Genomic DNA, 13,453 nt, shown 5'->3' on the forward strand with positions numbered 1-13,453 from the left:
AAGGATTAAAATGGATGCGTAAGCCTGTGACTTTCTGGTGTGCAGGCTTATACAGCAAGGGAGAGAACGAGATGAGCGTAGCCATTAGTGTCAAAAATGTTGTCAAGAAATACGACAATGGTAATATCACAATTATTCCAGGGCTTTCCGTTGATATAAAGAATGGAGAATTCTTTACGCTCCTTGGACCGTCCGGTTGTGGTAAAACGACATTGCTGAGAATGATTGCAGGATTTAACTCGATTGAGGAAGGAAATATACTTTTTGGCGATCAAGTCATCAATGATATTCCGTCTCACAAAAGAAATATTGGCATGGTATTTCAGAACTATGCGATCTTCCCTCACCTGACGGTGAAGCAAAATGTAGAATACGGCTTGAAGTTAAGAAAGCTTCCAAAAGATGAGATGCAGAAAAAAACAGACACCATTATGAAAGTTGTAAAAATCGATCAGTACAAGGAAAGGCTTCCGGAGAAACTTTCCGGCGGTCAGCAGCAGCGCGTAGCGCTGGCCAGGGCTATTGTCATACGCCCCAGTGTTCTGCTGATGGACGAGCCACTCTCGAATCTGGATGCCAAGCTGAGAGTTGACATGAGAACCGCGATCAGAGATATACAAAAGGATGTTGGTATTACCACTGTATATGTCACCCACGATCAAGAGGAGGCCTTGGCCATATCTGATCGAATTGCCGTCATGAAAGAAGGCGTGATTCAGCAGGTTGGGAAACCGAGAGATATCTACACACGTCCAGCCAATGCATTTGTATCGAGCTTCATTGGACATTCCAACTTCTTCAAGGGAACGATCAAGCTGAAAGCAACAGAAAAACGCATCATGTTTAGGGATGGCTATAGCCTACCTATGGATAATTTGGTTGATGATGTGAGCGATGGACAGAACGTTATTATTTCGGTTAGACCCGAAGAATTTTCAGTTGCGGAGAGCGGTTTGGAAGCAAGAATAAGCAAAAGTACTTTTCTGGGACAATATATCAATTATGAGCTGGCTTTCCAACAAGATATCACAATGGATGAGAGTCTGACCTGCGAATTTGTTCAGGATTTGGGCCAAGCAAGCAAATTTTACGAATTTCAAGATAAGGTTTATCTGGCGCCAAAAAGTGATAAGATCAACGTGTTTACCGACGATGGATCACAGAGCTTAATCAAAGGTGTGATTAAATTTGGCTAGATTCAAGTTTAAGTTTGATTTTTGGACAATAATAACATTGGGCATAGCGATATTATTCGCCATATTCCTGGTCTACCCTTTGTTTTCCTTGTTCATGAGCGGGTTTAAAGATCCTGCTACAGGAGGATTGACATTCCACAATTTCATCAAGTTTTTCCAGAAGAAATACTACTATAAAGGTCTAATAAACAGCTTTATGATTACGATTTGCGTTACCTTTCTTGCGGTATTCATTGGCGCCCCTCTTGCTTATCTCATGACTGCGTATAAGGTCAAAGGCAAAAAACTGATTGAGATTCTGATCATCATATCGATGCTTTCGCCGCCATTTATTGGAGCGTACTCTTGGGTGCTGCTAAGCGGTCGAAGCGGCGTGGTTACAAAATTCTTTCAAACATTAGGGATCCAAATGCCGAGCATTTACGGCTTCGGAGGCATTCTGCTCGTATTGACTTTGAAATTGTATCCTTTTATATATCTTTATGTGTCCGGAGCTTTGAAGAAAGTTGACGTATCACTCAGCGAAGCTGCTGAAAGTTTGGGATGCGGTTCGGTTAAGAAGGTATTTACCATCATGTTGCCGTTGATTGCTCCAACTTTGCTGGCCGGCTCCCTTTTGGTATTTATGAACGCCATTGCGGATTTTGGTACGCCGATGCTTATTGGGGAAGGCTTTAATGTTATGCCGGTTATGATCTACTCCGAATTTATTAGTGAAGTGGGCGGACAGGCAAACTTTTCTGCAGCAATGGCTACCATTATGGTATTTATTACAGCTCTATTATTTATTGGGCAAAAATATATTATCAACAAAAAATCGTTTACTATGAGTTCCTTAAGACCGATACAACCAGCTTCTTTCAAAGGCATTAGAGGGATATTGGCGCATGCCGCCATTTATACAGTCGTATTTTTGGCAATTATCCCGCAGTTGACTGTCATGGTGACATCTTTTCTGGAGACGAAGGGTTCTCGGTTCATTGCGGCTTTCTCTTTGGAGAGCTACGAGTCGGTTTTTAAAACACTTTGGGAATCAATAGCCAATACTTATATTTTTGGATTGGGAGCTATTTCTATTATCGTGTTACTGAGCATGTTCATAGCCTATTTATCAACCAGGAAGAAAAATTTGTTTACCTCCATGATCGACACCATTACAATGTTCCCGTATATACTGCCGGGGTCTGTGCTTGGTATTACCCTTCTTCTGGCTTTTAACCAAAAGCCGATGCTCCTGAGCGGAACGATCACGATTCTGGTTATTGCATTTATTGTCAGAAGGCTTCCATATACGCTTCGGTCCAGCGCTGCAATCTTGTATCAGTTAAGTCCCAGCATGGAGGAGGCATCCATCAGTTTGGGTTGTTCTCCTGTGAAAACCTTCTTTAAGGTTACGGCTGTCATGATGATGCCGGGTGTGCTTGCCGGAGCGATTATGAGTTGGATAACCGTCATTAATGAACTAAGTGCATCGATTATTCTTTATACCGGCAGCACCAGAACGATGTCAGTTGCGATATATACAGAGGTAGTCAAGGCAAGTTATGGAACAGCGGGAGCGATATCAAGCATCCTGACTGTCACGACTATTATATCTTTATTGATTTTCTTCAAATTGACAGGAAACAAGTCTGTTAGCGTTTAATTGGGAGCGAAAGCCGTCACCGAGGCAGGAACCGCAGCTTTGCTGCGGTTTGGCCTAGTTGGCGAACTATTAAATTGACGCTGGCTGCTCAACCTACCATTAAGAAGCAAGTGGAAAAAGGAGGGCTAATCCAATGGAATTTTGCTTATACGATAACAAAAATGAAAGGGTTGTTCTTATAGAAAACGATTTACTGTCAGCTTTTAATTTGAAGACTAGATGCGGACTGTCCAGTGATATTTCTGTACTTCCAATCATGTCAAAATATGAGTATTTGTCTTTTCCCGCTTCGTTTCGAGGAGAAGTTAACGGTATCACTTATTTACTCTATGAGGTTCCTGGTTTATTGGAGCGAAGGTACGATCAAGTTATTGTTCGGGATTAGGACATAGCCTCCAGGGTGTACAAGCTGGTGCTTATGATCAAGCCCCTATTTTAAAGACATTGAAAAAGCCCTAATCAGCAAGCTGACTCCACAACACTTACGGAGTCAGCTTGTTTTTTTGTTGAGTAAACAATATTTTCTTCTATGATTTTACCGCTCCAAGAGTCAGCCCTTTAACAAAATATTTTTGCAAAAGAGGGTACGCTAATATGATCGGTCCAATAGATAACATGCAGGTAGCCATTCTTGCGCTTTCTCCCGGAAGCATACCTATCGCTTGTTCAATGGATCTAGAGGCGTTTTCGTTGCTTTGCAAATTCTGAATGTTCGTCATTAAGGACTGAAGCAAATATTGAAGACTATAAAGCTTGTTGTTTTCTATAAACAACGCGCTGGTGAACCAGTCGTTCCAATAGGCGACAGAAATAAACAACCCGATCGTCGCAAGAACAGGCGTAGACAGTGGGAGTACAATCCTGAAATAAGTCATGAATTCTCCCGAGCCGTCAATCCTCGCCGATTCAATGATAGCGTCAGGTAGCGATTTGAAAAAGTTGCGCATGATCATCACATGTACTGGAGATACAAGCATCACGACGATTAGAACAAAAAATGTATCCTTCAAGTGGAGGTATCTGGTTATCAGAATGTAGTATGGAGCCAATCCTCCGTTGAACAGAATAGTAAAGAACACAAGGAACGCTATCTGATTCCTGTATTTGACTTCATTCCTGGAAATAGCATAGGACATCAGCGAGGTCACAAACAAATGAAGACATGTGCCAACGACTGTGACCAGGATTGTTACCTTGTAAGCATTCAAAATGGATTCTGTGCCGGAGAATACATACTTGTAACCTACAAGACTGAATAGGTTCGGTATCAGGTGAAATCCGTCGATTAAGAGTGATTTTTCATCCGTTAAGGAAACGGACAGCACTAGTAATATAGGAATGAGGCACATAGCACTATATACGACGAACATTAAATTGATCAGAATCTTCGGTAATATATTCCATCCTGTAAAGGATATCATTTTCACTTTTACACGCTCCTCAAATTAGTGCGCTAGAATAGCGAGCTATCGGAATCATATTTTTTGACTAGAAAGTTGGTAATCAGCACCAACACAAATCCAACAACTGATTGATACAGTCCTACTGCAGATGACATACCGATATCGTTTACTGTGCGCAATGACCTGAAAACGTAGGTATCGATAACATCGGTCGTCGAAAACAAAATCCCAGATTCCCGTGGCAGATTGTAAAATGCGCCCCAATCACCAAGCCCGCCGTTGAAAATTTTTCCGAGCGAGAGGAGTAAAAGGATAATGACAACGGGCATCAATAACGGAATCGTAATGTGTCTTGCCTTCTGCCACTTGTTCGCTCCGTCGATTTCAGCTGCTTCATAATAATCCGACGATATTCCCAGTAAAGCCGCAACATAAACAACCGAAGTATAACCTACTGACTTTAAAATAAATGCCAACGGCATTATAAAACGCCAATATAGCGGCTCACCATACCATTGTATCTCTTCTAAACCGAATGATTTTCGAATGCTGTTCATTACCCCCTGATCAGGGCTAAGCAAGGCGTACACAATATACTCTCCTACTACCCAAGATAGGAAAAACGGAAGCAACATCACACTTTTATAAAGCGCTGTCCGTAACCGGCTGCCGGTTTCCTGCAAAAGAATAGCGAAAACAACGGATATTACGGTTACCGTCAGCATGATGATCAAGTTGTAAAAAATCGTATTAAACGTAACCCTCCATATCGCATCGGACTTGAAAAAAAACTCGAAATTTTTAACCCCGATCCATTTGCTGCCCCATACTCCCTTTACCGGATTATAGTCCTTGAAAGCGATCACCGCCCCGAACATAGGCAAGTAACTGAATATGATGAAATAAAGCAATCCCGGCAGCGCCATGACGTAAAACGGCCAGCGTCTGAAAATTTCCGTTAAAAAACTTTGCCGACGCACGGAGCCGGTCTTTTTGAAACCATTCTTTACAGCAGTTGTGGCTGGTACATTGTTATTCATTTACCCACTCCTCATTAATGAAAGTCTTGTATATTTGGACACAATTTAACAATAGCCGATCAAAGAAAATCATAAAACAGAAAAAAGCATAGTTTCCTTTAATAATTCGCTATGACGGTTCTATAAAAAATAATGGTTTCTCTAATTTTTTTTTGAAATAAGGTAGAACGAACTGCTCGAGCCCAACCGTTGGGGCTGAGATTCAAAAAATATTTGAAAATTTTCTTCGCATTTCGAATAAACAGATGCTGATCAAGGGAGTGTCGGAAGTCGATAAAAACTTCAAAAAAATCACATATTTATGAAATGTAAATTTTTTGAAGAATCAAAATAGTAAATTATCAAAGGAAACTATATTTTTTTCAGTATTCATGATCATCGTAATCTACTATTGTGAAATTGCAGTCAATAGCATCTGTGCTTTTCCATATAGGGGGAGATGAGGCCTAACGTTAACTTCTCGAATGTTTTGTATGGATTGTAAGAAAACTCAAAATGCGGATCAGAAAAAAGGAGGACAAAAATGCTTAAACAGAAAAAGAAAATTGCATCAGTAATAGCTTTATCTCTTATTGTGCCCCTTGCGCTCGCCGGATGCGGAACAGATACGAATCAGGGTAAACAACCTGACGTGTCACCTAGCCAGACAGCCCAGGTTAAAGGACAACAGAATGAACAGCCGATAGAATTGACCTTTTATATTGCTAATTCACCAGTTAAAGATATGGATAGAATTATGGAAGCGGCAAATAAGATCATTAAAGAAAAAATTAACGCGACTGTAAAGCTTGTCGTTACCGACTGGAGCACATATCCGCAAAAAGTTAATCTGATGATTTCCTCGGGTGAACCGTTTGATCTCGCCTTTACTGGAAGTTTTGGAGAATTGAACTATTTCCAGAATGCTTCCAAAGGAGCTTTCAAAGATATCACCGATCTTCTGGATAAGTATGCTCCAACGACCAAGTCGAGAGTGCCTGAGAGTATCTGGCAAGGCGTTAAAGTGAAAGGTAAAATATATGGATCCATTAACTACCAGGTGTGGGGGATGGCCGGAGCCAAAGGGGTGCAACTTAGAAAAGATTTGGTCGACAAGTACCAGTTCGATTGGAAATCGGCAAAGAAATGGGAGGACCTGACGCCATTTCTGGATGCTGTGAAAAAGGGCGAACCTGATATGATTCCTTGGGAATACAGCAATCAGGCAGATAATTTTGCGGATATGCCACTCGTTTATGGCATGGATTCCGTGGGAGATAATAAAATTCCCGGCTGGGTTCGGAATAACGATAAAGATATCAAGGTAATCAATCAATATGAAACCCAGGAGTATAAGGATTATCTCAAATTGTTCAGAAGCTGGTATCAAAAAGGTTACATTAAGAAAGATGCTGCAACGATGAAGGATTATGTCCCGGACAGAAAAGCCAAACGAGTTGCTGCGTTATATGCCAACCCGTATCCTGACCTAGTTGACATGCCTGAACTTGGTGCCTCTTCTTTCATGTCTATGGCGCCGCCGGATGACAAGGTATACAGTTACGGCAAGAGGTTTACCGAGCCCTTTATCTCTGCCAATACGCCTTCAACTGCATTAGTTGCTGTAGGCGCCAATTCGAAGCATCCCGAAAAGGCGGTTCAACTGATCGAATTGCTGAACACGAATGACGAGCTATTCCATCTCCTAGCTTTCGGTCAAGATGGGAAAGATTACAAAAAGATTGGCGAAAAGAAAATTGACATGATCAAAGACCAATACAATTTTAACTGGTCTGAATGGGAAATCGGACAGTCCTATAACAGGATGCTGTGGGATCAGAACACCGATGTCGAAACGCGTGAAAAGTCTCTCAGCATCATTTATCAAGCGGATAAGACAGCCATGGTATCGCCTGTGATGGGATTTGTATTTAATGTGGAACCGGTTAAAACTCAAGTTGCCAACGTTGACGCGACTTTGAAAGAACTTCTTTATGCGCTCGATTCGGGCTCGGCAGATCCTGACAAATATTATCAGGAATTTATTAAAAAATTGAAGAGTGCCGGTGCCGACGATATTATCGCGGAGAAGCAGAAACAGATCAACGAATGGAAAAAGCAGAATGGCAAGTAAGCATGAAGCAAAGAATGACAAGCGCTAGTTTTTAGCGGGATTCATCAAGGGAGGGGAAGCAGGTTCAGCGCAATTATGTGATTGAGCCTTGCTTTCCCTCCTTCTTTGCGAACTTTGGAAGCGCGTTCACTCAGCGACTGGCATCTGTGTGTTGAAGAAGGATTGAGAATCGAGTGGAAATTTACAAGTAGGAGGAAAGTAAAGAATGATAAAAAAAGTTAATAAAATAACTTCAGTGGCATTGGCAACTGCAATGATCGTTACATCCATGTTTGCTTTTCCCAATAATAAAGTAGAAGCACAGCAAGTGGCGGGTAACGCCCCGTTTATTAACTCATGGTTGGTATCAGGTCCATTCGTTTCCCCAGTAGTGGACCAAATTTATGGAACTGCAGTGGGAGAAACCGTAAAATACGCGGCGTCGGCATCACAAATAATAGCATCATCATCAACACTTGCAGTGAACCCTGTTTCGAATTTAGTTGATGGAAAGACAAACAGTCAGTGGGTGACAGAAAATGATTCTGCTCCATGGGTGAATATGAAATGGAGTCAGCCTATTGCTATTAATGAAGTGAAAATAGCACAATGGGGCGATTCGCGTCACGTTAACAATTGGTATAATCTTACTTTCACGCTGAATGATGGCAGCATCGTAGAATCTGGAAAGGTTGATAGTACATCTTCAAGCTCATCATCACCAACCGTGTATGCTATGCAATCCGAGTTAAAGAATGTAGTTGAAATGAAGGTTGAAATCGATAAAGGACGAACGCCTTATCCAAACATAACCGGCATTTCAGAAATAGAGGTAAATAACAAGCCAGCAGCTGGATCTGGTTCTGGCGCTGCTACGATCGCTCCCGCAATCGGCGATCCGTTAAGCTTGAATAACGAAAGTCATAAATGGGAATATTTCGATGATCGCATTTATAACAGAAACTACGATGATTATCAAGATTTATATGGTTATTATGCTATAAAAAAAGGCATCGATACTAGAAACAAATATGTATACGCTCATACATACGTATACAGCCCAGTAGAACAGCAAGCTTATTTTAATGTAGGCGCCAGCGGTTCATATCGGCTTTATGTAAACGATAAGGCTGTAACCACACCGTCCACACCTGTGGAGGTGCAAAAGGATTTAACAAAACAAGCGATTCAGTTAAAGCAGGGTTGGAATAAACTGATGATTCAAATCAAACATACATATACAGAAGATGTTAATTCAAACAATGTCCCGACACCATTAGATCAAAATGTAGCATACCTTGGGTTCTATGGAAGAGTCACAGATCAAAATGGCAATAAAATAAATGGACTTGTTCCTTCGGTTAAAGGCGCAACTGGGGCTCTAGAAATTGTAACACAAGGCCTGTCAACCGAGGATGTCATTAAAACTCCGCTGCCAACCCAAAATATGCCGATTGGCTACAAGGAATGGCCTTATGTATGGAATAAATCAAAGGCGAACAATAAATACGGTGTTGCGGCATCGGCATTTCAATTTATGGCGAGCGGGGGAGCGCCTGGTTATACTTGGAGTCTCGCAGAGGGCAAACTGCCTGATGGCTTGTCATTAAATGCTGACGGTACAATCGCAGATGGATTAGTGAATGGAAATGTCGATTTAAATAGCAGCAAAGGTATAATCAGTATTAACGCCGCACCAGGAGATTATAACTTTACTGTGCAAGTTACTGACAATAATGGAAATACGGCTAGAAAGAATATGACAATTACAGTAAAGGAACGCCCTAATAAATGGTTTGAAGAAGGGCGTGTGGGCGCTTTAAGTCATGCGATCCCCATTTACAGTTATTTTGTAGACCCGAATTTCTCTGCTGATTTATGGGCACAAAGAGCAAAAGCTCAAGGGCATTCCTTGGTATCGATTGAATCGGTACAACAAGCTTATTTCTGGCCGTCTAAATTCGCGGATCCCCAAAATGAAAGGCATATGTATCTTCCGAAGGATGCAAACGGTAAGGTAGTAGATGGGTTGAAACAGTTTGAATTGGCAGTGAAACGCCATGGAATGAAGTTTGGGCTATATTATGGCGGCGGGGTACAAGTTTATACAACCGACCTCTATGTGCAGAATGTGTCCGATTTGATTGAACGGTATGCGCCTGCGTATCTTTATTTTGATGGACCGCAAGGCATACCAGATCAAAATTTTGATGTGATATACAGCGTTATACGCAATTATAGCGATGACATTATCGTAAACTCCAATGCATGGGGGGCAGAGTATGGAGACCCTGATTTAAGAACCGAAGAAGCATCTGGTATTTACGCGAATGGCGCTGCAAATCATCTTTTGAAACGTACGATTATGGAACCATGGAAAATGATACACACCAAAGACGCCTTATCTCCATATTACGGTAAACGAGATGACTACAGGCAAGTTGCCAAGGAAATGATCATGAATGCCGGCAGAGGCTATGTGGATAATAATGATCAGACGCCTGTAGATAGTCGCGGGCCCAATTGGAATTCCCCTGAGGAAATTGCGACAAGGTATCCTAAAGCAGAGCAGGAATACATTGATGTGAGAGAAAGTTTTGTAGATTGGTTTGCACCTGCAGGAAAGCCGGAAAGACATGAGTCTACAACGGGTACAATGCCATATTTCCTCTCGGGCTATGGCTACGAAGATGATGGAAAAGGCAATTATGAAAAATTTGCTTTAGCTAACAGTACGACAGGTCCACAATGGGGATACGCAACGAATAGGGATAACAATGTTTATCTTCATATTATGAAAGGACCTGACAGCAAAAAAGGGTTTGATGCCATTCCTGGAAAGTCTTTAACCATTCGTCCGGTTCTAGATCACGTGACATCCGTAACCTGGTTGAACGAGGATATTCCTGTCACTTCTTTTGTACAAAATGGAGATAGTCTGACCGTCAATCTTACTAATGTCCAGGAGGATCCGATTGACACAATCATCAAGATTGTAACGGACAATGCTGCACGCAAGTATACGCTTACTAATGTCAAAACAACGGGTGAGCAGTTGACACCTTCATCGCTCAAAATCAACACTGAGGGATATATGACATTTCCAGCGCTTAAAGCCAAGCTTTCAGGTTTAACTTATAGCAGTGCAAATCCTGAAATAGCGGCAGTTAATGCTAACGGAATCGTAACTCCGGTATCAAACGGAACAACTACGATCACAGTTAGCGGTACTTATGAAGGTGTAACGAAACAGGATACATTAAAAGTGACAGCAAGAGACGGCAAAATTTATGTTGGGGAAACCATGATTGGCGCAACATTACTCGTGGGTGGAAAAGAAGCTTACGGCGAGTTTGGTACACTAGAAAAACTCAGCTATCAAATCGAAGGCAGATCATCGAAAGGCGGAGCAATAGGGCTTGATACGGCGCAAATTCAATGGCACGGCGGTGTCGTTGATTTAAAAGCGGGTGACAATTATAAGCCTGTATCGATTAAAGAAACAAATGGATTTACTTTCAAGACAAATGAAATTATTGCGCCTTTCGTAGAACAACCTACACGGGGAGTCGTTTGGGCTGATGTAACGTTAGACGGCAAAACATTTACAACAAATAAAATATTCATGGACCTGGTGCCATACCAAAATCTTGCAGGATCCACTGAAATTACAGCTAGTCATAATCAAGGTGCAGTAAGTCAATTAGTTGATGGAAAAACTATTGAAGGCACTCATTTTGATCAATCCAAATGGTCGGTAACTGCAAATGAAAAGGCATGGATTCAATTTAAGCTGCCGACAAAGTCTCAGATTGCCAATATCAATCTTAACTTCAATTCTTTGGAACAAAGCTATATCAATACGCCTAAAACAATAAAAATTCAAACTAGTGCTGATGGCGTGGCATGGAATGATGTCAAAACCGTTAACGGTCCGACGGGTACTGCTAATTTTGGATTCTATGACCAATACGCATTAAACACGGATGCTCAATACGTTAAATTACTATTTGAAGGCGGTTCAAACGGGTCAACGATTGATTTGCTTGAAGTAGCAATAAACGGAGTGGATAAGTCCAATTTATTTGATCGCATCGATTATGAGTTTAAGCCGGTTACTGAAGCTACAGGTAAATATGACATTAAGGCTTTTACAGGTGCGGGTGCACCGATTGATATGAAAGATGCAGTGATCACGGTAACAAGTGAAAACCAGGGTGTGATTACGGTGGGCGATTCAAACCTGCTGACCGCTGTTTCAAAAGGTATGGCAAAGATTCACATAAGAGCAACAATAGGCGGGCGTTCTATTGAAGAAGTTACTTATCTTTTTGTTGATCAGTCAGGAAAAATAGTTATATCTCCCTATTTAAATAAAATTGACTTAACTCTTAATAAAAATACAATTAAAAACAACAATCCAATCGTTGCCACAATTAATGGCTTATTAAGTACAGGAGGAAGCGCTGATTTATCAAGTGCTACTGTAGAATATCAATTTAGCGATGCAAGGTTATCTGTTGTTGAAGGCAGCAATACGATCATTGCTAAAGGCGAACTTGGCACTGGGTTTAATGCAACTGTTGCTGTAAAGGTTACTTTAGACGGGGTGACCGTTATAAGTCGTCCTATGACAATAAATGTAGTTGTTGATACTGTCCCTCAGTCACAAATGACGGCAACAGCGATAAGTCAGGAAACTGGTGGGGATAACAACGCAGCCTCCATGGCGATTGACGGAAACCCAGGAACAATCTGGCATACAAAGTGGAATAAATCAGACGTTCTCCCCCAATCGATTACCTTAAACCTTGGAGGAACCTACAAGATCAATAAAGTCGCATATTTACCAAGGCAATCAGGAGGCAGCAACGGAATTATTACAGGCTACAACGTGTATGTAAGTACGGATGGATTATCCTTTACTAAGGTTGCAAGTGGAAATTGGGATAACAACAATGCGGAGAAATACGCAACATTTACTTCGACCAATGCATCCTATGTCAAGCTCGAAGCAACAGCGGGTGTTAACGGATGGGCATCGGCTGCGGAGATCAATGTATGTCTTGATTCACCGGAAGTGCCGCAAGCTGTTATAGCCGGGCCCGTCAAGGTGAACTCCGGGCAAACCTTCAATCTGACGATGGGGCTGACCGGCGTTACGCAAAGTGTATACCAGCAATTGTACGCTCAAGATTTTACACTACAGTATGACCCTGCAAGTGTGCAATTCGATTCGGTGACATCCCTGAAAGAAGGGTTCCAAGTCATCGATACAAAGGAGACGCCAGGTCAACTCCGGATTGTGGCTGCCAGCGTGGGCGCGAACGTGCCTGCCCAAGGTGATTTGCTCGCAATCAAATTTACGGCCAAATCCGTAACCCAGGCAACCAACACGACAATTTCTGTAGACCATGTTGTGATTGGCAATGCACAGGGGAATGAGCTGCAGGTCGGCGGAGTCTCCCGTGAGATCCAAATAACTGTACCTACTATACCTGTAGATAAGTCGCTCTTGAACGCAGCGATCGCAAGCGCTCAGGCGAAGTACGATGCAGCAGTGGAAGGCAATGGGGACGGACTGTATGCGATTGGAGCCAAAGCGCAATTGCAGTCGGTTATCGATGCAGCCAAAGCTGCAACAAACAATTCGAATGCTACCCAGCAGCAGGTGGATAGCGCGAAAGCCGCATTGGAAGCGGCAGTTCAAGTGTTTGACTCCAAGCGAATAACTGCAGATGTCAATGGAAAAGGCGGAATAACAATTGGAGATTTGGCAATCGTAGCAGGGGCTTACGGCACACAACAAGGCCAATCGGGCTGGAATGAGAAAGCGGATGTCAACCATGACGGCAAAGTTGACATTGTAGACCTTGCCATTGTGGCCAAAGCGATCTTGCAATAGAACAATCGCATTAGCGAAATTGAGGATTGATCGGCAATGAAATGGGGCGGGGGGAGCTTATCCCCCTTCTGTATCCGAAATAGCCAGTTATGCAGGTTCAAGAGTTTATAAATAGCCTCTCGGCATTCGCCGAGAGGCTATATGAATTTGTGGAGGAAGGAAAAGGAGTGAC

7 protein-coding genes are annotated in these 13,453 nt (G+C 42.2%); 5 read left to right on the top strand and 2 right to left on the bottom strand.

Annotation, left to right across the window (positions count from 1 at the left end):
• Nucleotides 1-71: 71 nt before the first annotated feature.
• The 3 genes from ACBP55_RS10405 (at nucleotide 72) to ACBP55_RS10415 (ending at nucleotide 3,226) form a co-directional block, all read left to right on the top strand.
• Nucleotides 72-1,196: an ABC transporter ATP-binding protein gene (locus ACBP55_RS10405; protein WP_464653281.1), complete on the top strand. Its 1,125-nt coding sequence runs from the start codon at nucleotides 72-74 to the stop codon at nucleotides 1,194-1,196.
• A gap of 127 nt (nucleotides 1,197-1,323) precedes the next feature.
• The gene (locus ACBP55_RS10410) at nucleotides 1,324-2,841 is read left to right on the top strand and encodes an ABC transporter permease (RefSeq protein ID WP_464651312.1); all 1,518 of its coding nucleotides are present in this window, start codon (nucleotides 1,324-1,326) and stop codon (nucleotides 2,839-2,841) included.
• Nucleotides 2,842-2,974: 133 nt separating this feature from the next.
• Nucleotides 2,975-3,226, top strand: coding sequence for a hypothetical protein (locus ACBP55_RS10415; RefSeq protein ID WP_464651313.1), 252 nt, complete (start codon nucleotides 2,975-2,977; stop codon nucleotides 3,224-3,226).
• 142 nt (nucleotides 3,227-3,368) lie between these two features.
• On the opposite strand, the gene ACBP55_RS10420 is transcribed toward ACBP55_RS10415, so the two are convergent.
• Nucleotides 3,369-4,262, bottom strand: coding sequence for a carbohydrate ABC transporter permease (locus tag ACBP55_RS10420; protein ID WP_464653282.1), 894 nt, complete (start codon nucleotides 4,260-4,262; stop codon nucleotides 3,369-3,371).
• A gap of 32 nt (nucleotides 4,263-4,294) precedes the next feature.
• Nucleotides 4,295-5,284 carry an ABC transporter permease gene (locus tag ACBP55_RS10425; RefSeq protein ID WP_464651314.1) on the bottom strand — a complete coding sequence of 330 codons (990 nt, stop codon included), beginning with the start codon at nucleotides 5,282-5,284 and terminating at the stop codon, nucleotides 4,295-4,297.
• A gap of 523 nt (nucleotides 5,285-5,807) precedes the next feature.
• On the opposite strand from ACBP55_RS10425, the gene ACBP55_RS10430 reads away from it, so the two are divergent.
• Nucleotides 5,808-7,397, top strand: coding sequence for a DUF3502 domain-containing protein (locus tag ACBP55_RS10430; protein WP_464651316.1), 1,590 nt, complete (start codon nucleotides 5,808-5,810; stop codon nucleotides 7,395-7,397).
• 205 nt (nucleotides 7,398-7,602) lie between these two features.
• Nucleotides 7,603-13,281 (top strand): discoidin domain-containing protein, encoded by a 5,679-nt coding sequence (locus ACBP55_RS10435; RefSeq protein ID WP_464651318.1) that lies wholly within the window; start codon nucleotides 7,603-7,605, stop codon nucleotides 13,279-13,281.
• The last annotated feature ends 172 nt before the right edge of the window (nucleotides 13,282-13,453 follow it).

It is taken from the genome of Paenibacillus sp. WG02, from assembly GCF_055396115.1.

What these genes read in the sequence shown, in the direction of transcription:
- ACBP55_RS10405 (WP_464653281.1), top strand. Translation starts at nt 72, where the DNA reads ATGAGCGTAGCCATTAGTGTCAAAAATGTTGTCAAGAAATACGACAAT.
- ACBP55_RS10415 (WP_464651313.1), top strand. Translation starts at nt 2,975, where the DNA reads ATGGAATTTTGCTTATACGATAACAAAAATGAAAGGGTTGTTCTTATA.
- ACBP55_RS10420 (WP_464653282.1), bottom strand. Translation starts at nt 4,262, where the DNA reads ATGATATCCTTTACAGGATGGAATATATTACCGAAGATTCTGATCAAT.
- ACBP55_RS10425 (WP_464651314.1), bottom strand. Translation starts at nt 5,284, where the DNA reads ATGAATAACAATGTACCAGCCACAACTGCTGTAAAGAATGGTTTCAAA.
- ACBP55_RS10430 (WP_464651316.1), top strand. Translation starts at nt 5,808, where the DNA reads ATGCTTAAACAGAAAAAGAAAATTGCATCAGTAATAGCTTTATCTCTT.
- ACBP55_RS10435 (WP_464651318.1), top strand. Translation starts at nt 7,603, where the DNA reads ATGATAAAAAAAGTTAATAAAATAACTTCAGTGGCATTGGCAACTGCA.